This is a genomic window from Marinobacter subterrani (assembly GCF_001045555.1).
Classification (GTDB): Bacteria; Pseudomonadota; Gammaproteobacteria; order Pseudomonadales; family Oleiphilaceae; genus Marinobacter; species Marinobacter subterrani.
Window position 1 is genome coordinate 646,357 of record NZ_LFBU01000001.1, and the last position, 22,840, is coordinate 669,196.

General features: G+C 58.3%; 23 protein-coding genes and 1 tRNA gene. 17 read left to right on the forward strand and 7 right to left on the reverse strand.

Annotated elements, in window-relative coordinates; genetic code table 11:
• The first annotated feature begins 130 nt into the window (after positions 1–130).
• The gene (locus tag msub_RS02995) at positions 131–1,069 is read left to right on the forward strand and encodes an ABC transporter substrate-binding protein (protein WP_082146395.1); all 939 of its coding nucleotides are present in this window, start codon (positions 131–133) and stop codon (positions 1,067–1,069) included.
• A gap of 20 nt (positions 1,070–1,089) precedes the next feature.
• On the opposite strand, the gene msub_RS03000 is transcribed toward msub_RS02995, so the two are convergent.
• A complete protein-coding gene (locus tag msub_RS03000; RefSeq protein WP_048494635.1) occupies positions 1,090–2,976 on the reverse strand; it encodes a methyl-accepting chemotaxis protein in 1,887 nt (628 codons plus the stop codon).
• Positions 2,977–3,166: 190 nt separating this feature from the next.
• On the opposite strand from msub_RS03000, the gene msub_RS03005 reads away from it, so the two are divergent.
• The 4 genes from msub_RS03005 (at position 3,167) to selD (ending at position 8,263) form a co-directional block, all read left to right on the forward strand.
• Positions 3,167–4,687: a bifunctional GNAT family N-acetyltransferase/carbon-nitrogen hydrolase family protein gene (locus msub_RS03005; RefSeq protein ID WP_048494636.1), complete on the forward strand. Its 1,521-nt coding sequence runs from the start codon at positions 3,167–3,169 to the stop codon at positions 4,685–4,687.
• Positions 4,688–4,860: 173 nt separating this feature from the next.
• Complete coding sequence (locus msub_RS03010) at positions 4,861–5,259, forward strand: hypothetical protein (RefSeq protein ID WP_048496953.1); 399 nt, start codon at positions 4,861–4,863, stop codon at positions 5,257–5,259.
• A 41-nt stretch (positions 5,260–5,300) separates the two neighbouring features.
• On the forward strand, positions 5,301–5,987 hold the full coding sequence (locus msub_RS22335) for a helix-hairpin-helix domain-containing protein (RefSeq protein ID WP_048494637.1): 687 nt from the start codon (positions 5,301–5,303) through the stop codon (positions 5,985–5,987).
• Positions 5,987–8,263, forward strand: coding sequence for a selenide, water dikinase SelD (selD, locus tag msub_RS03020; RefSeq protein ID WP_048494638.1), 2,277 nt, complete (start codon positions 5,987–5,989; stop codon positions 8,261–8,263). Before msub_RS22335 ends, selD begins: the two co-directional genes overlap by 1 nt.
• Here selD and senB read toward each other — a convergent pair.
• Positions 8,260–9,234 carry a selenoneine biosynthesis selenosugar synthase SenB gene (gene senB / locus msub_RS03025; protein ID WP_264750599.1) on the reverse strand — a complete coding sequence of 325 codons (975 nt, stop codon included), beginning with the start codon at positions 9,232–9,234 and terminating at the stop codon, positions 8,260–8,262. The two genes, selD and senB, sit on opposite strands and share 4 nt — an antisense overlap.
• A 204-nt stretch (positions 9,235–9,438) precedes the next feature.
• On the opposite strand from senB, the gene msub_RS03030 reads away from it, so the two are divergent.
• The 4 genes from msub_RS03030 to msub_RS03045 all read left to right on the forward strand — a co-directional run bounded on the left by msub_RS03030 (position 9,439) and on the right by msub_RS03045 (position 13,171).
• Complete coding sequence (locus msub_RS03030) at positions 9,439–10,314, forward strand: putative selenate ABC transporter substrate-binding protein (RefSeq protein WP_197083782.1); 876 nt, start codon at positions 9,439–9,441, stop codon at positions 10,312–10,314.
• Complete coding sequence (locus tag msub_RS03035; protein ID WP_048494641.1) at positions 10,314–10,964, forward strand: phosphonate ABC transporter ATP-binding protein; 651 nt, start codon at positions 10,314–10,316, stop codon at positions 10,962–10,964. Before msub_RS03030 ends, msub_RS03035 begins: the two co-directional genes overlap by 1 nt.
• Positions 10,965–10,979: 15 nt before the next feature.
• Complete coding sequence (locus tag msub_RS03040; RefSeq protein WP_048494642.1) at positions 10,980–12,446, forward strand: PhnE/PtxC family ABC transporter permease; 1,467 nt, start codon at positions 10,980–10,982, stop codon at positions 12,444–12,446.
• A 155-nt stretch (positions 12,447–12,601) separates the two neighbouring features.
• Positions 12,602–13,171 (forward strand): hypothetical protein, encoded by a 570-nt coding sequence (locus msub_RS03045; RefSeq protein ID WP_197083860.1) that lies wholly within the window; start codon positions 12,602–12,604, stop codon positions 13,169–13,171.
• Here msub_RS03045 and msub_RS03050 read toward each other — a convergent pair.
• The gene (locus tag msub_RS03050) at positions 13,164–13,475 is read right to left on the reverse strand and encodes a hypothetical protein (RefSeq protein ID WP_048494643.1); all 312 of its coding nucleotides are present in this window, start codon (positions 13,473–13,475) and stop codon (positions 13,164–13,166) included. The two genes, msub_RS03045 and msub_RS03050, sit on opposite strands and share 8 nt — an antisense overlap.
• Positions 13,476–13,558: 83 nt before the next feature.
• The gene (locus tag msub_RS03055) at positions 13,559–14,032 is read right to left on the reverse strand and encodes a hypothetical protein (protein ID WP_227506623.1); all 474 of its coding nucleotides are present in this window, start codon (positions 14,030–14,032) and stop codon (positions 13,559–13,561) included.
• 132 nt (positions 14,033–14,164) lie between these two features.
• Here msub_RS03055 and msub_RS03060 point away from each other — a divergent pair, with 132 nt between their 5' ends.
• Genes msub_RS03060 through msub_RS03070 form a run of 3 tightly spaced genes read left to right on the forward strand, consistent with a single transcriptional unit; the run spans position 14,165 to position 16,387 of the window.
• Entirely contained in the window at positions 14,165–15,085 is a 921-nt protein-coding gene (locus msub_RS03060; protein ID WP_048494645.1) for an ABC transporter ATP-binding protein, read from the forward strand.
• Positions 15,086–15,110: 25 nt separating this feature from the next.
• A complete protein-coding gene (locus msub_RS03065) occupies positions 15,111–15,872 on the forward strand; it encodes an ABC transporter permease (RefSeq protein ID WP_048494646.1) in 762 nt (253 codons plus the stop codon).
• A gap of 14 nt (positions 15,873–15,886) precedes the next feature.
• Positions 15,887–16,387: a DUF192 domain-containing protein gene (locus msub_RS03070; RefSeq protein WP_048494647.1), complete on the forward strand. Its 501-nt coding sequence runs from the start codon at positions 15,887–15,889 to the stop codon at positions 16,385–16,387.
• A 12-nt stretch (positions 16,388–16,399) separates the two neighbouring features.
• On the opposite strand, the gene msub_RS03075 is transcribed toward msub_RS03070, so the two are convergent.
• On the reverse strand, positions 16,400–17,191 hold the full coding sequence (locus tag msub_RS03075) for an enoyl-CoA hydratase (protein ID WP_048494648.1): 792 nt from the start codon (positions 17,189–17,191) through the stop codon (positions 16,400–16,402).
• Positions 17,192–17,486: 295 nt separating this feature from the next.
• Between msub_RS03075 and msub_RS21745 the strand changes: the two genes are divergently transcribed.
• The 3 genes from msub_RS21745 to msub_RS03085 are packed head-to-tail and all read left to right on the forward strand — an operon-like array spanning position 17,487 to position 19,393.
• Positions 17,487–17,627, forward strand: coding sequence for a hypothetical protein (locus msub_RS21745; RefSeq protein ID WP_197083783.1), 141 nt, complete (start codon positions 17,487–17,489; stop codon positions 17,625–17,627).
• A gap of 28 nt (positions 17,628–17,655) precedes the next feature.
• Entirely contained in the window at positions 17,656–18,534 is an 879-nt protein-coding gene (locus msub_RS03080; protein ID WP_048494649.1) for a DMT family transporter, read from the forward strand.
• A 52-nt stretch (positions 18,535–18,586) separates the two neighbouring features.
• The gene (locus msub_RS03085; RefSeq protein ID WP_048494650.1) at positions 18,587–19,393 is read left to right on the forward strand and encodes an enoyl-CoA hydratase-related protein; all 807 of its coding nucleotides are present in this window, start codon (positions 18,587–18,589) and stop codon (positions 19,391–19,393) included.
• Here msub_RS03085 and msub_RS03090 read toward each other — a convergent pair.
• Positions 19,394–19,480, reverse strand: a tRNA-Leu gene (locus msub_RS03090).
• Between the two features lie 94 nt (positions 19,481–19,574).
• Positions 19,575–20,198, reverse strand: coding sequence for a class I SAM-dependent methyltransferase (locus msub_RS03095; RefSeq protein ID WP_048496955.1), 624 nt, complete (start codon positions 20,196–20,198; stop codon positions 19,575–19,577).
• A gap of 203 nt (positions 20,199–20,401) precedes the next feature.
• Between msub_RS03095 and msub_RS03100 the strand changes: the two genes are divergently transcribed.
• Together msub_RS03100 and cydB are read left to right on the forward strand one after the other, a co-directional pair.
• Positions 20,402–21,835: a cytochrome ubiquinol oxidase subunit I gene (locus msub_RS03100; RefSeq protein ID WP_048494651.1), complete on the forward strand. Its 1,434-nt coding sequence runs from the start codon at positions 20,402–20,404 to the stop codon at positions 21,833–21,835.
• 2 nt (positions 21,836–21,837) lie between these two features.
• Complete coding sequence (gene cydB / locus msub_RS03105) at positions 21,838–22,839, forward strand: cytochrome d ubiquinol oxidase subunit II (protein WP_048494652.1); 1,002 nt, start codon at positions 21,838–21,840, stop codon at positions 22,837–22,839.
• The last annotated feature ends 1 nt before the right edge of the window (position 22,840 follow it).

Consider the following 22,840-nt stretch of genomic DNA (forward strand, 5'->3'; position numbering starts at 1 on the left):
GAATCTTTTACAATTTTTTTGACGATAGTCCGGTCTATTCCCGGGTTTCTGTCCTACATTGAGGTGTGTCCGTGAGCGTCATCACATCGCCCCGGGCCGGCTTTCCCAGGACTACGAAAGGATTTCCAGTTTGGAACGTCATCTGCCCGCCTTTAACGCCTGCCAGGGATTGCGGCGACAAATCCTCCATGTGGCCACCCTGCTCCTGTGCCTGCTGATAATGCCGGCCTCGGCGGAGCCGGCTCCCGGCGCTGGCCGCAGTTACATTCTCTGGTACCGGAACTACGACAGCCCTGCGATTCATGCGCTGGTCGAGCTGGCCCTGACCAAAACGCCGGAGTACGGCGGGTTTAAACTGGTGCGAAGCGAAGAGCTGAGCCAGGGCCGGGTGCTCCGGGAACTGGCGAAGGGGCAGTCGCGCCTGGTCGATATTGCCAATGTCGCCACGTCGGCAGAACGTGAGGCGTTTCTCAACGCAATTCCTGTTCCGGTTGATGGCGGGCTGTTGGGTTTTCGGGTCTGCGTGGTTCTGCCGGAATCACTTCCGTTGTTCGAAGGTATTCGTAGCCTGGAAGATCTCCAGGATAGCGGCATCCGTATCGGCCAGGGTTCCCACTGGCCGGATACCCCGGTGCTGGAGGCCAATGGTATTCCGGTGGTAACGCATTCCCGTTACGAAATCCTCTATGGAATGCTGCGCAACAAGAGGTTCGAGTGCTTTGCACGCGGTGTCAGTGAGGTGCTTTACGATCTGAAAGTCGTACACGACCCGAACCTGGTGATTGAACCCAACCTGCTGATCGCCTACTCCATGCCGTCGTATCTGTTTGTCGGGCCCAAGGATCAACAAACCGCCCACCGCCTGCAACTGGGGCTTGAACGGTCCATTTCCGATGGCAGCTTCGGCCGGTTTCTCATTGAGTACTATGGCCAGGCGGCTGAAGTCCTGAATCTTGACAGACGTGTTGTCATCGCACTTGATAACCCCTATCTCAGCGAAGATTCACGCTCGGTTGGCCGCCAGGCTCTGAGCAACCTGCGCCGGCGCCTCGACCTCCTGGGGCGCTGAGGCGCTTTCCGCTCCCCCGCTCAGACCCGGAACCGCGATACGTTCCGGTTCAGGGCGTTGCCAATGCTTTCAATCTGGCCACTGTAGACATCATTCTCGCTGGCCGCGGCAGCCGCCTCCTGGCCCTGGTCGGCGATACGGGTGATTGACGAATTCAGCTCCTCGGTCACCGAGGTCTGCTCTTCCGACGCTGTGGCAATCTGCGAGGTCATCTGGCTGATCGAGGTAATCGCCTCGGCAATCCGGTTCAGGGCTTCCATGGCGTCCTGAGCCTTTTCCATGCTGACATTGGAGACCGCCGTAGACGCCTTCATCACCTCCACGGCATCGTTCGCCCCCTTCTGAAGCCGCTCGATCATGTTGTTGATCTCTTCGGTGCTGGACTGGGTGCGCTGGGCCAGATTCCGGACTTCATCCGCCACCACCGCAAACCCACGCCCTGCTTCACCGGCGCGGGCTGCCTCGATGGCGGCATTCAGGGCCAGCAGGTTGGTCTGCGCGGCAATCCCCTGGATCACCTCCAGAACGGTGGTAATGGAGGTTACATCCTTGCCCAGGGTGTCGATGACCTCTGCTGCGGCAGTCACTTCTTTCGACAGCTTCTGAACCGCATCCCGGGAGGCGGCAACAGTCTCCAGTGAGGCACGGCTGTCACTGTCAGCGGTATTGGCGGCATCTGCCGTCTGCTGGGCATTCTGGGCAATTTCGCCGGCAGCCGCCGACATCTCGTTTATCGCCGTTGCCACCATATCGATCTCGGCCTGCTGGTTCTCGACACTGGCACGGCTGGCACTGGCGGTATCCCGCAGGGAGCCGACATTGTCGCCAAGATCGGCGCTGCCCTTCTGGACATCCCGCACCACGGTCTGGATATTCTCGGCAAAACGATTGAAACTGCTCGCCAACTGGCCGAATTCATCTCTGGAGCTGGCGTCCAGCCGCTGGGTCAGGTCAGCATCCCCAGTGCCGATATCCGCCATGGCCGTATTCAACCGGCGAACCGGCGCCAACAAAACCCGGATGCCCAGACGCAGAACCACCAACGAAACAATCAGGGCGATTGCCGCGATCACCAGGCCTGTCATCCGGGCACTCTGTACCGGAGCACTGATTTTGTCGTCATTCACAAAGGTTCCCAGGTACCAGTTTACCCCCCTTGCCTCACTGATCGGGTGAAAGCTGGCATTCCAGGTGACTTCGCCACTCTCATAAACCTGGGCATTGCCGGTCAGGTCCGGCTGGCCGCCAATCAGGTCACTGATGTTTTTGCCGACCAGTTCCTGGCGCGGGTGGAACAGGATCGTCCCCCGCTCGTTGATCAGTGCGGCATAACCGGTATCGGCCAGGGTAACCGTTGACAGCGTTTTGGCAATCGCGCCCAGGCCGATATCAGCGCCGGCCACACCCTGGTATTCACCGCGTTTAACCGGGGCCAGCGTGGAGATGATCATGTCGCCGGTGCTGGCATCCTGATAAGGCTCGGTGAATGAGGCGCTGCCCAGGTTCATGGCTTTTTTATACCAGGGGCGCTGGCGGGGATCGTAGCCTGCCGGCAGAGTGGCGTCCGCCTCGGGTGACTGCATCAGCATGGAGCCGTCTGCCTGCCCCACGTAGACATTCTGGAATCCACCTCCGGTGGCAATGGCCTGCAACACCATCCGGGCCTGTTCATTATTCTCGGCACCCTGCAGCGCCGTTGCCGTGGCTTCAGTCATCAACAGGCGGGTATTGAGCCAGCCGGCAATACTCGACGTACTCTGTTGCACTGCGTCTTCGATGAGAGCGTCCACATAGGTTTCCGTGGTGTTCTCGAGCCGCAGATCACTGGTGAACGTAAATACCCCCATCACCAGAACGAGCAAAATAGCGAACGCCGTCAGGAGCTTCTGTCCGAAAGTCAGTTGCACAGCCGAATCCTCTGCAATTTAGGGTAAGTTGGTGTACCGGAGAGCGCACAAGGTACACCGTGCGGAATTTGATATCCGTTAAGTCTTGTTTCGGCCTGTTATGCGAAGTCTTTAGCAGCTTCTGATAAACTTTCTGATTATTGGCGGGTTCCAGCCCTCCTTCCTCTTTCATCAACGGGAGCCGCACTGCATGGCCCATGAAGAACTGCACCTTAACCTCCGGAATCTGACGCTCGAGGATTACGAGCAGCTCCAGAAACTGATGGACCGGGTCTACGATGACATCGGCGGCGCCTGGCCCAGGGATACCATCAAGGCCCTGGTAGAGCAGTTCCCGGACGGACAGATCTGTATCGAGGAAAGCGGGGAGCTGGTCGCCGTGGCACTGACCGTGCTTGTAAAGTACGAACGGTTCAGTAACCCCCACACCTACGATGACCTGATCCTCCGCAATGAAAAGATCTGGCATAACGCCACCGGGGACTCGTTGTACGGGCTTGATGTGTTCATTCACCCCGATTACCGTGGCTATCGCCTGGGTCGGAGGCTTTACGAGGCCCGCAAAGAGCTTTGCCGCTCCATGAACCTGCGGGCGATTCTTGCCGGTGGCCGTATCCCGAATTATTTCAAATACGCCGAACAGTATTCGCCGGAGGAATACATCCAGCGGGTGGATCGCAAGGAAATCTACGACCCTATCCTGAGCTTCCAGTTGTCCAACGATTTCCAGGTTACCCGGCTGATGCACAAGTATCTGCCGGAAGATGAGAAGTCACTGGGCTACGCCACGTTGCTGGAGTGGCGGAATATTCTTTACACCCCGCCGTCATCCATTCTGAATTTCAAGAAGACGCAGGTGCGCCTCGGTGCCGTTCAGTGGCAGATGCGGGAATTCACCTCCGTGGAGGAAGTGCTGAAGCAGGTTGAGTACTTCGTTGATGCGCTCTCTGACTACAAGAGCGATTTCGCCCTGTTTCCGGAGTTTTTCAATGCCCCGCTGATGGGCCTGACGGACCAGATGGACCAGACCCGGGCTATCCGTTTCCTGGCCGGATTTACTCAGCAGTTCCGGGAAGAAATGTCTGAAATGGCAGTCAGTTACAACATAAACATCATAACGGGCTCCATGCCGCTGCTGGAAAATGACCGGGTGTACAACGTCTCGTACCTGTGCCACCGCGATGGCCGGGTAGACGAGCAGCGCAAGATCCACATCACTCCTCACGAGCGCCGTGACTGGGTCATTGAGGGTGGCAGCGAGTTCAAGGTGTTTGATACCGACGCCGGCCGGGTTGCCATCATGATCTGCTACGACATCGAGTTTCCCGAGCTTGGCCGCATGGCCGCCGCCCAGGACGTGGACATTATTCTGGTGCCGTTCTGGACAGACACCAAGAACGGTTACCTTCGGGTGCGCCACTGTGCCCAGGCCCGGGCCATCGAAAACGAGTGTTATGTTGTCATCACCGGCAGCGTGGGCAACCTGCCGAAAGTCGAGAACCTGGACGTCCAGTACGCCCAGTCCTCGGTCTTCTCACCTTCGGACTTTGCCTTCCCTCACGATGCAGTGATGGCAGAGACTACGCCGAATACCGAGATGATCATGTTCTCCGACATGGATCTTGAAAAGCTGACCCTGGTGCGTAACGAGGGCTCCGTCACCAACCTGAAAGACCGCCGCGTTGATATGTACGAACTGAAAAACAAGTAGCGCGACCCTGACCGCCAGGGCAGTTTGTTGAAAAGCTGCCTTAGCGGTCTGGCGTATGGCACTGATGGCGTTGCAAAAGCAAAACCGAGTGTCTATTGTTTAATCAATATCCAGCCTGCCTCCCCTTGAGGCGGGTTGCTGTGGATACGGAAATCACCAGAGAACCAGAATTCATGAACGAAGCATTGCCGGATCTTGTCGCCCGTTTCCGAGTCAGACACGGCCTTTTCCGAAAGGAGCTTGTGGAAGCGACCCTTTACGAACTGGATGGCTACGGGTGCGTGATGAAAACCGACAAGGTGTTCAACCCGGGCGATACCGTCGTTCTGGAACTGATCATGGACATGCCCTTTGACAAGATTCGCGCCGAAGGTCTGTCGGGGCTCGTGACCGAGCGCCGAAAACATTGCAGTAATTTCTTTTACTCCATCGATTTTGTGGAGCTCAACGCAAACGGAAGCTCTTCTTCCGCGGAGAAACTTCGTAGAATCCGGGAAGTACTTTCCAAAAAGCAGTCGCTTAAATCACGTCGCTCTTCAGGCTCCTCCCCCGGTTTCCGGCAAATGGCCTGATCCTGATTGTTTGTTGAAACCTGTCCGTAAGGAGACATTCCATGGCGAAGAAAGCCAAACAGAACGTTGATAAGATCGTAAAAAAGGTCAACAAGGAGTTTGAGAAAACATCCGCCCAGATCGAAGGCCTTGTGAACGACGCACTGAAGCAGTTCGACAGCCTGCAGAATCAGGTTCAGGAACCGGTGCGCAAGCTCCTTAAAGAAATAGACGAGCTGCGCGATCGCGAGATGAAGCGCTTCCATGAGGAATTTGAGCGCCGGCTGAACGAGTTCCATGAGCTGCAGAGCAGCATTCTTGAACGCCTCGGCGTCGCCTCGAAAGAAGCGGGCGACGAAGTGAAGAAGCTGACGGATGAAGTCAGCAAGGAAGCAAAAACCGCAGCCCGGGATGCCGCGCCCAAAAAGACCACGAAGGCGCCCTCCGGAACAAAAACGGCTGCCAGCAAGCCGTCCGCCAAAACGCCGGCAGCGAAAAAGCCGGCGGCCAGGAAAACGCCCGCCACCAGGAAAGCACCTGCAACCAAGGCAGCCAAGCCCGTGGACAGGAGCGACCTGACCCTGATCAAGGGCATTGGCCCGGCAACCGCCAAGAAGATGAAGGAGGCGGGGATCACCTCCATCGACCAGATCGCCAACCCTTCGGCGGCCGACCAGGAAAAACTCAAGGCTTTCTCCAATATCAAGGGGTACAGCCAACTGGGCGCTGAAGCCAAGAAAGTGAACTGATGCAAACGCCTGACCAGCCTGTTTTACGGGACATAGTCCTGATTGGCGGCGGGCACAGCCACGTCGGGGTACTGAAACGATTTGCCATGAATCCGGTCCCCGGCGTGCGCCTCACGCTCATCTGCCGTGACACCCACACCCCGTATTCCGGCATGTTGCCCGGCTATGTCGCCGGACATTACAGCTACGACGATGTCCATATCGATCTGAGCCGACTGGCCGAATACGCCGGGGCACGTTTCTACCGTGCCGAGGCAACAGGCATCGACCGTGACCGGAAACGGGTGCTCTGTTCCGGCCGCCCCGATGTGCCCTACGACATTCTGTCGATCAATATTGGATCGTCACCGCGCGTCAACGAAGTGCAAGGCGCGTCCGATCATGCGGTTCCCGTAAAGCCGATTACCGGTTTCAACAACCGCTGGCTGGCGCTCCTCTCCCGCATTGAAAACCACCAGGGGCCGCTTACTGTGGCCGTGGTGGGTGCCGGTGCTGGTGGCGTCGAGCTGACCCTGGCCATGCAGTTCCGTCTCAGGAACGAACTGACACAACGGGGCAAGGACCCCGGGCAACTGCAGTTTCACCTGTTCGATGCCGCAGACGACATTCTTCCTACCCATAACCCGAAGGTTCGCAAGGTATTCCTGAAGAAGCTCTCTGAGCGCGGCGTAAAACTCCATCTTGGCGCACCCGTCACGAGAGTTGAGCAAGGGCTTCTTGAAACCGGGGCCGGTGAGATTCTGCACACCGACGAAGTACTATGGGTAACCCGGGCCAGTGGTCCGGAATGGCTGAAGGAAACCGGCCTGGCCCTCGATGATGGCCTGTTTCTGCGGGTACTTGACACCCTGCAGGTCGAGAACGACGACAGCATCTTCGCCGCCGGGGATATTGCCAACGTCATCGATCATCCCCGTGAAAAAGCGGGGGTTTTCGCGGTACGTCAGGGCCCGCCCCTGGCGGGCAATCTCAAGCGCCTGGCAACTGGCAAAGCGCCGCGAAGTTTCTACCCCCAGAAAAAGTGGCTGGCGCTGATCAGCACCGGCGACAAGTACGCGGTGGCGTCCCGTGGCGAAATACAGTTTGACGGTGCCTGGGTGTGGCACTGGAAGGACTGGATCGACCGCCGGTTCATGAAAAAATTCAACGACCTGCCACCGATGCAGGAAACCTCGAAACTGCCGGACACCGCCGCCGCCCTGAATGCGGAGGAAGCATCCCAGGCCATTTCTGCGGTTGCCATGCGCTGTGGCGGATGTGGCGCCAAGGTCGGCAGCACCGTACTTTCCCGGGCCCTGGGCGAACTCAGGCCCATCGAACGGGATGACATCCTCATCGGCCTGCATGCGCCGGACGATGCAGCCGTGCTCCGGGTGCCGCCGGGCAAGGCCGTGGTGCACACCGTGGATTTTTTCCGCGCGTTTATTGACGACCCCTACGTGTTTGGCAAGGTCGCCGCCAATCACAGCCTTGGCGATATCTTTGCCATGGGCGCGGAAGCCCAGAGTGCCACGGCGGTTGCCACTGTGCCCTATGGCATTGAATCGAAGGTTGAAGACGTTGTGTTTCAGATGATGTCTGGCGCTGTGGAAGTTCTGAATGAGGCGGGCTGCGCGCTGGTGGGTGGCCACACCGGGGAAGGCAGGGAGCTGGCACTGGGCTTTGCCGTCAACGGCCTGATCGACCCGGAACAGGTCATGAGCAAGGGAGGACTCAAAGCGGGTGACGTACTGATTCTCACCAAGCCGATTGGTACCGGAACACTGTTCGCGGCCCATGCAAAACTGGCCGCCAGGGGCCGCTGGATTGATTCCGCCCTGGCGTCGATGATCCAGTCCAACAAGGCTGCGGCGGAGTGCCTGAGGAAATTCGGCGCCAGAGCCTGCACGGATGTGACCGGTTTTGGACTGCTTGGCCACCTTGTGGAGATGACCAAGCCGTCCGGGGTGGATGCCGAGCTGAACCTGTCCGCCATTCCGGTATTGCCGGGCGCCGAGGAAACCGCCGCCGCAGGGATTCTGAGTTCGCTGCAGCCGGCGAATATCCGGTTGCGGCGGGGCATTCGCGATCAGGAGCAATGGGTGGATCACCCCCGCTATCCACTGATCTTCGATCCGCAGACAGCTGGTGGCTTGCTGGCCAGCCTAACGGCCGACAAGGCAGAGGCGTGCGTGCAGGCGCTCAAGGCGCTTGGCTATGTTCATACCTCGGTTATTGGCCGGGTGACAGCCCAGGGCGACACTGGCCCCATCGAGCCGATCTCGCTTCGGGATTAGACCCCCATTGCGCAACGCTGCCGGGCAAGCTCCAGCGCCTGCTCAAGGGAGGCCCGCTCTTTTTCCGGTTCAAAACGCCCGGCCAATTGGCTTACCTCGGCCTTCAACCTTGCCAGAAAGTCAGCGCTCTGTTCTGCCCGATAAAGCAGGTCGGCCAGAGCGCGCTCATCCCGCACCGGGAAATAGCCGGGATAACCAGCGCCAAGCAAACCGATATTCCCGGGGATGTCTGAGGCAATGACCGGCAGGCCCGCCCTGCAGGCTTCAGACACGACATTGGCTCCACCCTCCATTATCGAACTGATGACCATCAGTTGGCTCTGGGCCATCAGGTGCCGGGTTTCATGCTTATCGAGTTCGCCCAGCCACCGGAAACGGGGATTCTGCTGCATTTCCTGCTCAGCCATCCTCTGCCATGTTCCGTTGTGGGGTTTGCCGGCGCACAGAATCTGTATCCGGGAGTCATCTGGCAGCAGTCGCGCCGCATACGCCGCTCGTAACGAATCTTTCTCTTCCCGGAGATGGCCGATCACACATACCTGGAAACCTGTGGGCGCACGGGCAGGATCCGGTAAGGAACCGGCCTCAGGTTGGTCAGCGGATTGGAAGAGCGTAACCAGCTTTGCGGCAAACCGCCCGGGTATATCCCTGGCAACCTGCTCATGCAGCCCGATCAGTACGTCCGCCTCGGCCATGGAATACAGCGTCTCATCCGGAAACTCATGCTGGTGGCGGTAGATGTCCGTGCCGGTAAGCGCAACAATCAGAGGCTTGCCCGGCCAGCACTGACGGAACCGGCGAACCGCCCCAACGCTGCGCCAGGCGTGGAGCGCAATAAAGGCATCACAAGGTGCACCGTGGTATTCGGTAACCACAGAGACAGTATGGCCGGCACTTTCCAGCAACAGGGCCCAACGCTCTGCCGTTGCCCGGTTACCCGCTTTGGAGCCCGCTGCCGCAGGCGTGATCATTATTATTTCCATGGCAATCGTTCAAGCCTGCTTAGCTGAGCAACAAGGCCATTGGCCGTGAGCTAATCGGTCGCGCGAATCGTATAGCTGTTCAGAGTTAACGTAAATCAAGGTATCCTGAGAGCCTCCGGGAAACGTCTGTTCTCCCAGTCTCGGTCAGTCTCGGTATCAAATCCAAACACTCCGGTAAAACAAGGAACTCCAATGGCTCTTAATCTTATACGGAAATTGATGATTTCCAGTCTTTTCTGTTTCGCCGCCGGCTCGGCTTCTGCAGAAACCTTTGTGTTTACTGCCATACCCGATCAGGATGAAACCAAGCTGGTGGAGCGCTTCCAGGGTGTCGCCGATTACCTTTCCAACGAGCTGGGTGTTGACGTGCGGTATGTTCCGGTCAAATCCTATGCCGCCGCTGTTTCTGCGTTCCGCAACAATCAGGTTCAGTTGGCGTGGTTTGGCGGTCTTTCCGGCGTCCAGGCACGGCGCCTGGTGCCAGGCTCGGAAGCCATCGCCCAGGGTGTGGAAGACGAAGCGTTCCGGACCTATTTTATCGCCAACACCAGCACCGGCGTTGAGCCTGCGGAGCAACTTTCTGCGCTCGAAGACGAGCTGCGCGGCAAGACCTTCACCTTCGGCTCCAAGGGTTCGACCTCTGGTCGACTGATGCCGGAGTTCTACATTCGCGAGGCCTTTGAAGCAGCACCCGAAGAGTTTTTCTCCCGTGTGGGCTTCAGCGGAAACCACACCCGTACCCTGCGACTTGTTGAAGCCGGCACCTATCAGGTGGGCGCATTGAACTTTCAGGTCTGGGAGACTGAACTGGCCAACGGCAACGTGGATACAGACGCCGTTCAGGTGATCTGGAAAACGCCTACCTACCCTGACTACCAGTGGACCATTCGCGGCGACGTCAACGAGCGTTTCGGTGATGGCTTCAAGCAGCGGGTTACCGAGGCTCTGGTGAACATGGACGATCCTGAGCTGCTGAAAAGCTTCCCACGCTCCGGTTTCATCCCGGCGTCGAACGATGACTACGAGCCTATTCGCCAGACAGCAGAAGAGATCGGAATCCTCGATTGATGTCAGGCTTCGACCTAACGGGCCTGACGGCCTCTTTTGGTGGAGAGCGGGTTATCGGCCCGCTCTCCCTGAGGGTTAAGCAGGGCGAAAAGGTCGCCCTTGTGGGCAAGAGCGGTGCTGGCAAATCCACCCTCATACGCCTGATTCACGAGCGCGTTAATCGCGAGTCCTCCCTGGTGCCTCAGGATCTGGGCCTGGTCAATGCCCTGCCGGTGTTCCATAACGTGTTTATGGGACAGCTTGACAGGCATTCCACCTGGTACAGCACCGTTACGCTAATGCGACCGTTCGCCCGCGACCGTGCCGAGGTACGGGAATTACTGGTGGAGTTGGGCATGTCAGAGAAACTCTGGATGCCAACGGCGTCGCTTTCCGGCGGCCAGCGCCAGCGGGTTGCCATTGCCCGGGCACTGTATCGCAAGGCGCCCCTGCTGCTTGCAGACGAGCCGATCTCTGCCCTGGATGGCCCCACAGCCCAGGTGGTCATGGCGCTACTTAAAGAGCGATTTACCACCAGCGTGATCGCACTGCATGATGTCGAAATGGCCCTGAAATTCTGCAACCGGATTGTCGGAATCCAGGACGGACAGGTTGCCCTGGACGAGACCAGTGACCGCCTGCAGGCATCAGACATCATGTCGCTCTATTAGGGAACCGGCCAGTTCATGCTTTTTTCCCCGACGGTTCGCACCAGCCTGATTTTTATCGCCGTAGCGCTGATTTCGCTGCTGTTTGCCGATATTGCGATAACAACCTCAAACCCCTGGCAGGACCTTGGCAACTTTTTCCTGGGCGTCATCACGCCGGATTTCTTTACCAACGCAGGATTGACCACGGCTCTTCTGAGAACCCTCGCCTTTGCCTTTGTGGGGGTCGCGCTCGGCAGTGTGTGCGGATTCCTGCTCTCGCTGGTTTACCGATTCCTGCCGGTGCGGATTTTCTGTGCCTTTATCCGGGCCATTCATGAGCTTTTCTGGGCGCTGATTTTCCTTCAGTTCTTTGGCTTCCACCCGCTGACAGGCGTTCTGGCGATTGCCATACCCTATTCCGGAATTTTCGCCAAGGTCTATTCCGAGATCCTGGATGAGGTGGACCCGGAACCGGGTCGCCTTCTGCCACCGGGCACGGGCACCATCGCCAGGTTTCTCTACAGCCGGATTCCCGATTGCTGGGCTCAGCTGCGCACATATACCGCCTATCGCCTGGAATGCGGCCTTCGTTCCAGCGCCATACTTGGATTTGTCGGCCTGCCCACGCTTGGCTTTTACCTCGAATCGTCGTTTTCCCAGGGGCTCTATTCCGAGGCCGGGGCGATGCTGATTCTCTTCTATCTGCTCATCGCGACCATGCCACTCTGGGTCAGGCCAAAGCTGCTGCCGCTGTACGTTCTTGGTGCACCTTTCTTCCTGGGTGAAGGACTCCCTATCGTCTGGGGTAACGTCGCACGTTTCTTCACCAAGGATATCGTGCCCGATCCGCTGCGGGACGGCGAAGGGCTGGCGGGATTGCTGCCCTGGCTGAGCGACCTGATGATCAACGAGGCCCTGCCGGGCATCTGGAATACGGTGATACTGACCCAGATTGCCCTTGTCGCAACCGGGATTCTGACACTTCTGGCGTTCCCGCTGATCTCGACTCATTTTGGCGGGCCGGTGCGGCGCACCTCAGGCCATGTGCTTCTGGTGATTGCACGTTCAACACCGGAATACGTCCTGGCCTACATTCTCCTGCAGCTCTGGGGGCCGTCCATGCTGCCGGCGGTGGTCGCTCTGGCGCTCCACAACGGCGGGATTATCGGCCACCTGATTGGCCGTCAGACCAACACCATCCGCCTTCGGCCGGACGCGCCGACCGGCGTTAACCGCTACACCTGGGAGCTGGTTCCAAGGGTTTACCGCTCGTTCCTCGCGTTTCTTTTCTACCGGTGGGAAATCATCATGCGGGAGACGGCCATTCTCGGCATCCTGGGCATCTACACGCTGGGTTTCTACGTCGACAGCGCCATACAGAACATTCGTTTTGATCGTGCCATGATCCTGATCCTCATCACGGCTCTGTTGAACATAGGCATTGATGCCCTTGGCCGCTACATTCGCCGTAAACTCGCGTTGCAGACCATGCCAACCTGCTGAGCCGCAGATTATCGGAACTGCCACTGCGATCCTCGTCACAGTTCCGTCACCTGAGCCAATTCCAAGCGCAGTTATGGCGACGGGTTGGCGGTATTGTCCGGATACATACCGTTACACTTCGATCACTTTTTGCAACATTCAGAGTTCTGGTGATCATGGTTAACGGACTGATTCTTCTCTCTCAGGTGGGGCTTCTGGCGCTGCTGCTTTTCCTGGCTTTCCGGATGTCAGCGCTGGTACGCACAGAGCCCGTTAGTTTCACGTCCCCGCGCTATACCCGCGAGCCCCTCTCCTTTAACCGGGACACTATCGAGGAGCCGTCCCCCAGACCTCTTTCGGATCGCGCCCGGCTCATCAGCCAGTTGCATATCCTTGCCAGCCTGCAGGAGCGGGACTGCAGGGTGAACGCGCTGGCGCTGCCTTCATTGCCGGAGGAGGTCAGGAGCTATGCCGCAGCCTGGCTGTATGGCGCCGGGTGCGCACTGAGTGAAAAACCAACCCGTCACTCCGATGCGCTGGCCTCGGTAGTCGCACAGATTGCCAGCCGCAAGGCCGGCATCCGGCAGCCCCAGGCGCTTCAGACCATCAGCACATTAACGGCAAGCCCGGTTTTGCTGGCGTGCTTCCGGGCGGGGTTGGAAGGTGCGGAATTCTGGCGGCATAGTCACTACGTGCCACCGACGTCGAGCCTCTACGAGGCCATTACCGCCAACGCGTTTATCTAGCGGCCGGCCTGGCTGGAGAATCGAGCACCCAATCCGTGCCCAGGGCAACCGGTTCCGCGTGATCCTGCTCATCGGCCCGGGTACCGGTAATTTCGGGGGGTGTGAAACTACCATCATCGGTATTGGCCATGCTGTCCACATCCACAGACCGCACCACATAGGTGACGCCGCCGGCTAGCACTTTCGCACGGTGGGTCAGCCCAAAGACAAAACGGCAGTAATCGAGTTTCAGCTGGATCAGATCCTGCTCGGCCTTGCGGATTTTTCTCAGCAGCACTTTCTGAACACTATCTCCGTAATCCATCACGTGTTCCCTGACATTGGCGAGTTCACCATTTTACACAATCCCGACCTCTTGTCAGCCGACTGGTCACCGGTTTTCGGGGCTCAGTGACGCTCGGTGTCAAAGACCAGTTTCAGCGGAATATCCGCGATCGGCTCCTGCCCCTGCCGCAGATCGACACGCCAGGTCATGGTGGAGTCCACTGTGCACAAAGGCGCGGTAAAGCGGGCGGAATAGTCATTCCCGGCACGGTTGCCCAGGGGAACCGGGTACTCGCCCATATACATGGACTCGCCCCTCAGAACCGCGAGAAAACGCTCAGGTCGCTCGGGCGTGGTAACGTTCAAACGATATTCAGTGCCTTGTTCACCTTCCCCGGACACTTCCAGAGTTACCTGCCAGTCGCCGGCGCCAGTCGTCCACTGGCAGGGGCCTGCGAGCAGATTGCACTCTTTCACGGCCTGGCCGTTGCCGCTCTGGTTAACCTTATTCCCGGAGCCGTCAGACAGCCTCTGGCCGATGATCACCACAGCAATCAGGCCTGCAATCAATCCCGCAACCGCTATTCCGCGTACCATACCCACACCCCTTGTGAACCAGCCGTGCATTATCGTGGCCTCTGCTACCGAGGCAAAGGTTCCTAAACTGGCGCCAGTCATGAGAAAATACGGCGCCTTAAATTCAATCCATTCTGACCACAGGACACGCCCGTGCAGCCGGATATTTCCGTTAAGCACCTGAGCAAGGTTTATGACGATGGTTTCGAGGCTCTGAAGGACATCAACCTGGACATCATCCGGGGCGAGATCTTCGCCCTGCTCGGCCCCAATGGCGCCGGTAAAACCACGCTGATCAGCATTATCTGCGGCATCGTGAATCTGTCTTCCGGCGAGGTAAAAGCAGCCGGTTACGACATTGTAAAAGACTACCGCAAGGCCCGGGAGACCATCGGCCTGGTGCCCCAGGAGCTCAATACCGATTCTTTCGAAACTGTCTGGAACGCGGTGTCCTTCAGCCGTGGCCTGTTCGGCAAGCCGCCGAAACCGGCGCATATCGAGAAAGTGCTGAAAGACCTGTCCCTCTGGGACAAACGCAACAACCGGATCATGTCCCTCTCGGGTGGCATGAAGCGCCGGGTGATGATCGCCAAAGCGCTCTCCCATGAGCCGCAAATCCTGTTCCTGGACGAACCCACGGCGGGCGTTGACGTGGAATTGCGCCGGGACATGTGGGAAATGGTCCGTAAGCTGCGGGAAAATGGCGTCACCATCATCCTGACTACCCACTACATCGAAGAAGCCGAAGAAATGGCGGACCGCATCGGCGTTATCCGGAATGGCGAAATCATTCTGGTGGAGGATAAAGCCCAACTGATGACCAAACTGGGCAAAAAGGAACTCCGGCTGCAGTTACAGCAGAAGCTGGAACAGATTCCCGGCGAACTCACCCTGGAACCACTCGAATTGTCCGGTGACGGTTACGAACTGATCTACACCTTCGACTCGCAGCAGGAGCAGGCCGGCGTCGCCCGGTTACTTCGCACTCTCGGCGACCTTGGTATCGAGTACCGGGACCTGCAGACCCGGGAAAGTTCCCTCGAAGAGATTTTTGTCGGCCTGGTGCACGAATAAGCCCGCCGGCCCATTGGAGAAAGGCATGAACCTTTACGGTATCCGCGCAATCTACAACTTTGAAATGGCCCGCATGAAGCGCACGGTGATGCAGAGCGTGCTCTCACCGGTGATCTCCACCTGCCTGTATTTCGTCGTGTTCGGCTCGGCCATCGGCTCCCGCATGGGCGACATCGACAACATCGCCTACGGGGCCTACATCATTCCCGGCCTGGTGATGCTCTCCCTGCTGATGCAGAGCATTTCCAACGCCTCCTTCGGCATTTACATGCCGAAGTTCTCCGGCACCATCTACGAAGTGCTGTCCGCGCCGGTGTCCTATGTGGAAGTGGTGCTTGGCTATGTGGGGGCGGCGGCCACCAAGTCCGTCATCCTGGGGCTGATCATCCTCGCGACCGCACGGTTTTTTGTGGACTACCACGTGCTGCACCCCTTCTGGATGTTCTCCTTCCTGGTACTCACGTCCATTACCTTCAGCCTGTTCGGCTTCATTATCGGCATCTGGGCGGACGGATTCGAGAAACTGCAGATTGTCCCAATGATGATTGTGACGCCTCTGGTGTTCCTGGGCGGCACTTTCTATTCCATCGATATGCTGCCGGAGATATGGCAAACCATCAGCCTGTTCAACCCGGTGGTTTACCTGATCAGCGGCTTCCGCTGGGCGTTTTACGGCGTGTCCGACGTCCATATCGCTATCAGCGTGGGTATGACCCTGGTATTCCTGACCGCCTGCATGGTGGGCATCTGGTGGATTTTCAAAACCGGCTACCGGCTACGCTCCTGAGATCGGGGAGCGCCATGCATAAGGCACTGAAGCTCTGGGCAATCCTGGCAGCCGGCTCGGCAATCTATGGCTGCTCCTCCGGCCTGGCCGCGCCCCAGCACGGCCTGCCGGTGGTCAAGGCCTGCTTTGTTTCCGGATCAGGCTCTGTTCCCGTGGAACTGGAAGTGGCCAGCACGCCGGAGCAACGGCGAACAGGATTGATGGGCCGAACCGCGATGGCACCCGATGCCGGTATGCTGTTCGAATACCAGCAGCCCAGAGGCCCAGATTACGGTTTCTGGATGTTCCAGACCCTGATCCCGCTGGATATTGCCTACCTGGATGAAGAAGGGGTGATTGGCAGCACCCGCCGGATGGCACCCTGTACCTCCGCCAGCGGCTCCGGCTGCCCCAGCTATCCCGCCGGGGTTACATTCAGCAAGGCCGTGGAAATGAATGCCGGATTCTTCCGGGAACACAACCTCGGGAAAGGTGATCGGCTCGTTCAGGGCCCGGAGCCTTGCCCGGCCGGTTGAACCGGCAGGCCCTCAGCTGTCTTTCCACTCCGGCTTCCGCTTCTCCAGAAACGCGCAGATGCCTTCCTGAGCATCGTTTGCCATCATGTTGTCGGCCATCACCTCTGAGGTGTATTCATAGGCATCCGCCAGGGGCATTTCCAGCTGCCGATAGAAGGCTTCCTTGCCAATTTTCAGGGTGTGACCGGATTTGTCGGCAATGGTACGGGCCAGCTTGTAGACCATCTCATCCAGGTGCTGTTCGTCTACGATCTGATTGACCAACCCGATGCGCTCGGCTTTCACCGCCCCGATCATCTCACCGGTCAGCAACATTTCCATGGCATGCTTGCGGGACACATTGCGCGAGAGCGCCACCATGGGCGTGGAACAGAACAGCCCGATATTCACCCCGGGGGTGGCGAACCGGGCTGTATCCGCCGCGACTGCAAGATCACAGCTGGCCACCAGCTGGCAGCCTGCCGCCGTGGCGACTCCAGCCACCCGGGCGATCACCGGCCGTGGCAGGTTCACAATCTGCTGCATCACCTTGCTGCACTGGTTAAACAGCTTCAGCTGAAAATCATGGCTATCAAACTGCTCCCGGACTTCCCGCAGATCATGGCCGGCACAGAACACGTTGCCCTTGGCCCCCAGAACCACGACCCGCGTTTCAGAATCCGCGGCGATGCTCTCCAGCTCTTCAGACAGCGCTTCCAGCATGGCCATGGAAAGGCTGTTTTTTTTGTCTGGCTGGTTCAGGGTGAGCGTGGTAATGCCGTTTTCGCTGTACTTCTGAACCAGTGGTTCCGATTGTTCTGTCATGACGACACTCCGGTTTTAATCGAATTGAGTGCAACGGGCGATCCGGAGGGCCTTCCCAAAATACGCTGTCAATACGTCCCTGTACGCTCGGCTCTGCCATCCATGGCTCCGCACGATTTTGGGAAGATCCTCCGGATCGACCTTTCCGTTAACTTAGTCAAAGTATTGCTGACAGTAGCTATACTGTCGAAGCGATTTTTGTAGGATGCTCAGTTTTCTGGCCTGAAGGTTGTTATAGGCACCCGCTGCCCATAGGCTCTTACCAGAAGCCAGAAAATGCAAAGAGGAGCCATTCATGTCCAAACTAACCGTCCTCAAAGCCATCGTTGCTGTCGCTATCATCGGGGGTGGCATCCTGGTGATCATGAAAGACGACCCTACGATCTCCAGCGAGATCGACAATATCGATCCGTTGCCCACGCAGGACCAACCATAAACCAGCCCCCTGAACAGGCGATCCGCATTTGCAGACAACCCGTATCAAAGGACTGACCATCGCAGCACTGGGCGTGCTTTTTATTGTTCCGGATGCCCTGCTGGTGAAAATAACCTCGGTCGACCCGGTGGTCTTCCTGTTCTGGCGCGGCCTGCTGCTTGCCCTCAGTTTCTTTGTGATCAGTTGGGCCAGATACCGCGCGCGGCTAATGCCGGAAATCCGCAAATGCGGCCTTAAAGGCCTGTTCTGTGCCGGTGCCTTTGCCATCAGCACCCTCGGTTTTGTGGTGGGCATGAAAAACACCGCCGCTGGCAATGTGCTGGTGATCCTCAATACCGCCCCGGTAATTGCAGCGCTTATTGCCTGGGTGGTGTGGAAGGAAACCCTGCCCCTGCGAACCTGGATTATCATCCTGGTGTGCGTATCGGGCGCCACCCTCATGGCCGTCAGTGAATTTGGCAAAGGCGACCCGCTAGGCCTGGTCATGGCCGTCGTGGCCGCCACCGCGTTGGCCTCAAACCTGAACATGGCCCGCTCCAGACCGGAAAGCGATATGAGCGTGATGCTCATGTTCGGCGCTCTGGCACTGGCCGTCGTGGCCGCCCTGCTGGGTGGCGCCCAGATACCATCAGGCCGCGATTTCTTCTTCATTGCCCTGTTGTGCCTGGTGTTCCTGCCAACCGCGTGCATATTGATCCAGATAGGCCCACGCTATATTCCGGCGGCAGAGGTCAGCCTGATGCTGCTGCTTGAGACCGTGCTCGGCTCCTTTCTGGTGTGGCTGTTTCTCGGCGAGGTGCCGCCAAAGCTCAGTCTGGTGGGCGGTGTGATCGTCTTCTCGGCGCTTGCGGCGCATGGCTGGACGGAAGTCAGCCGGTACCGAAAGGCGCGTCTGGCAGTTGATTAATCCGGTTCCTGCGCGCGAAGATACGCGCTGACCAAAAACAAGGAACCGAATCATGGCCGCCGTACCGACGCTCACTGACGCCCTGCTCACCCTGGAAAACCGGGTAGCCACCCTCACCCTGAACCGCCACGATCTGCGCAATGCCCTCACAGGCTCAAACCTGATTGAAGACATCGTGACCACGGCAGAATGGGTAAACCAGTGTACAGACGTTTCCGTATTGTTGATCACCGGTGCCGGCTCCGCGTTCAGCGCCGGCGGCAACATCCGTGATATGGCCAACCGCAGCGGTGATTTCGCAGGTGACGTGGCCGAGTGCGCCGACCGCTACCGCAAAGGCATACAACGCATTCCCCTGGCGCTGCAAAACGTGGAAGTTCCCATCATCGCGGCGGTCAACGGGCCCGCCATCGGCGCCGGATTCGACCTGGCCAACATGGCCGATATCCGCATTGCCTCAGAGAACGCGAAGTTTGGCGAAACCTTCCTGAACCTCGGCATCATCCCCGGCGACGGCGGCGCCTGGTTCATGCAGCGGCTGATCGGCTACCAGCGTGCTTTTGAGCTGACACTCACCGGCCGGGTGATTGATGCAGCCGAAGCTAAAGTGTTGGGTATCGTTCTGGAAGTGGTGCCCGCAGGCGAACTGCTCGACGCCGCGAGTGCCATGGCAAGCCGTATCGCCAGCCAGCCACCAAAGGCCACCCGCCTGACCAAACGCCTGATGAAAATGGCTCCGCGAATGGAATTGGAGGATTTTCTGGATGTATGCGCAAACTTCCAGGGCATGTGCCACAACGAGCCGGAGCATCTGGAGGCGGTTAATAAGATGTTGGAGACTATGGCAAAGAAGAAGTGATGGTGCCCGGAGCCGGAATCGAACCGGCACAGCCTTGCGGCCGAGAGATTTTAAGTCTCTTGTGTCTACCAATTTCACCATCCGGGCATTCGGAGGGAGGTTTTGACGGGCAGAATTGTATAAGGCCGCGTAGGGTAACGCAATTCGGATTCTGCTCTCGCCCACAAGCCACTGGGCTGACTCAGGAAGGCTTGATCGCCCTGCCCTTGAAGATGTACCCGGCAATTTTCGGAGCTTTGGGGATATAGAGGTTTTCCAGCTCCTGGATCTCGAAGCCGGCGTTGCGGATAAGATCCGTTATGTTGCGGTTCAGATGGCAGCCGCCAGCGACTTTTTTCCAGCCCGGGGTGATACGATTTTGCCATTTTCGGATGCTGTCGTGCGGGGATTCGCCGTGTTCGATGAACAGGAGGTCGCCGCCGGGTTTCAGTACCCGCTTCATTTGCTCCAGGGCGGTGTGCCAGTCCGGGATGGTGCACAGGGTGAACGTGAGCAGCACCGTGTCGACGGATTCGTTTTCAAGAGGAATTTTCTCGCCCGGCAGGTCCAGCCATTCAACCTTGACAGGTGACCGGGCGAGATTGGGCTGAGCTTTACGGCGCATGCCCTCGGAGGGCTCCAGGCCGTAGACCAGCTCAACATTATCGGCGTTATAGAACGGCAGGTTGATGGCGGAACCCATGCCAACTTCCAGCACCCTGCCTCTTGCCCGGGGCACTACCTGGCTGCGCAATTTCATAACCTGGCCCATGGAGCAGGCACGGTCTATGATATGGGGGAGTATCCGGTTCTCGTAAAAACTCATTGGCTTCACCATACTTGTTCCTGGCCCCCTTAATTGTTTTAAATCAAGGGGTGCGACAATCTGCCCTATCGGCTTTGTGGCCATGTTTAGTAGCATGGTAAATATCTGCCGGTAATAACAACACAACAAATTGAGCTAAGGCAGCGGCTGAACGGGTTCGCTGGGCCCGTTTGTTCTGACGTGTACATTACCGGAGGGTTCCCATGGAACTAGATCCTCTCATCCTGTCGCGAATCCAGTTCGCGTTCGTGGTGTCATTTCACGCCATATTCCCGGTGTTTACCATCGGCCTTGCTTCCTACATCGCGGTCCTCGAAGGCCTGGCCTTCAAAACCGAAAACCCGGTCTGGGTGAAGCTCTCTGCTTTCTGGACCAAGGTTTTTGCCGTGGTCTTCGGGATGGGCGTGGTTTCCGGGATTGTGATGTCGTTCCAGTTCGGCACCAACTGGAGCAACTTCGCCCAGGCGTCCGCCAATTTCCTGGGGCCGATGCTGAGTTATGAGGTGGTCACCGCCTTTTTCCTTGAGGCTGCCTTCCTGGGCGTGCTGTTGTTCGGGCGCGACAAGGTGCCCGCAGGCGTTCACCTGTTCGCGGCAATCATGGTGGCAACCGGCACGTTTATCTCTTCATTCTGGATTCTGGCCGCCAACAGCTGGATGCATACCCCGGCCGGCATTGAGTTTATAGACGGCGTGTTCCATGTAACCTCATGGAGCGAGGCAATCTTCAACCCGTCGTTCCCCTATCGCTTTACCCACATGGTGCTGGCGTCCTTTCTCACCGGCAGCTTTGTGGTCGCAGGTGTAAGCGCCTGGTACCTTCTGAAAGGCCGGGAAGTTGAAGCCAACCGGAAGGCGTTGTCCATGTGCCTTTGGCTGCTGCTGTTTCTGGCACCGACCCAGGCAGTGGTTGGTGACTTCCATGGCCTGAACACCCTGGAGCACCAGCCCATGAAAGTGGCTGCCATGGAAGGTAACTGGGAGACATCCCGCAACGTACCGCTGCTGCTGTTCGCCATTCCCGATCAGGAGAGCCAGACCAACCTCTTCGAGATCGGCATTCCAAGCCTTGCCAGCATGATTCTCACCCATGAATGGGACGGAAAGGTGCCGGGCCTGAAGGAAATACCGGTTGCACAGCAGCCCCCGGTTGGCATTGTGTTCTGGTCGTTCCGGGTGATGGTGGGCCTCGGGCTGTTGATGATCGCCTTCGCCGTAACTGGCCTTATCCTGCGGGCCGGCGGTCGTTACTGGCGCACCCGGTGGTTCCTGCAGGGCATGCGGTTCATGAGTATTGCACCCTTCCTTGCAGTCCTGGCCGGCTGGTTCGTTACGGAGATCGGCCGGGCACCCTGGCTGGTGTACGGCATGATGACCCAGGCCGAAGCGGTGACACCCTCGCTGACGGGGGGCATGGCACTGTTCACCCTGATCGGTTATATCGTGGTGTACGCCCTGGTGTTCTCTGCCGGTGTGTATTACCTGATGCGGGTGCTATATGTCGGCATGGAGGACGAGCACGACGACGATGAGCACGAGGCGGAAAGACCCAAGCGTCCCTTCTCTGCCGCCCATGTGCCTTTTGAGATTGACGAAGACGAGCATCACGGCAAACCGGCCAGCCAGGGAGGTCACTGATTATGGAACTGTTTGATCTGCCCCTTATCTGGGCATTCATTATCGGCTTCGGCATCATCATGTATGTGCTGATGGATGGATTTGATCTGGGCGTTGGCATTCTCTTTCCGTTCGCGCCCAACGAGGAAAGCCGGGATACCATGATGAACTCCGTGGCCCCGGTCTGGGATGGCAACGAGACCTGGCTGGTGCTGGGGGGTGCCGGGCTTCTGGCCGCATTCCCGCTGGTGTACTCCATCCTGCTGCCAGCGCTTTATATCGGCGTATTCCTGTTGCTGGCCGGCCTGATCTTCCGGGGCGTGGCATTCGAGTTCCGGTTCAAGGCCCGGACCTCCCGCTACCTCTGGAACTGGGCGTTCGCCGGGGGCTCGACTGTGGCCTCCTTTGCCCAGGGTGCCGTGGTTGGCGCCTACATCCAGGGTTTTGAGACCGCCAACGGGGTATATGTCGGGGGCGCTCTGGACTGGCTGACGCCGTTCACGGTACTCACGGGCCTGGGCATGCTTTGCGGCTATGCGCTGCTTGGTTCCACCTGGTTGATCCTGAAAACCGAAGGCCGGTTGCAGGACTGGGCTTACCGAATCAGCCTGCCGCTGCTGGCCGCAGTGCTGGTGGTATTCGGCATTATCAGCGTGTGGACCCCGTTTGTAGACGACATGGTGCGGCAGCGCTGGTTCTCCAACCTCTCGGTGATCTGGGTCCTGCCGGTGCTGACCTTGCTCTGCGCCCTCCAGATCTACCGTTCGGTTCGCGACCGAAAGGAAGGCATGCCATTCGTATCCACCATGGGGTTGTTCATTACCACCTATCTCGGCCTGGTGGTCAGCCGCTGGCCCTACGTGGTTCCGCCGGAATACACGCTCTGGGAAGCCGCCTCCGCCTATGAGTCGCAGTTGTTCCTGCTGTTGGGGCTGCTGTTCGTGATTCCCATCGTGCTGGTCTACACCGCCTGGACCTACTGGGTGTTCCGTGGCAAGGTTCGTGCCGGCGAGGGCTACCACTAAA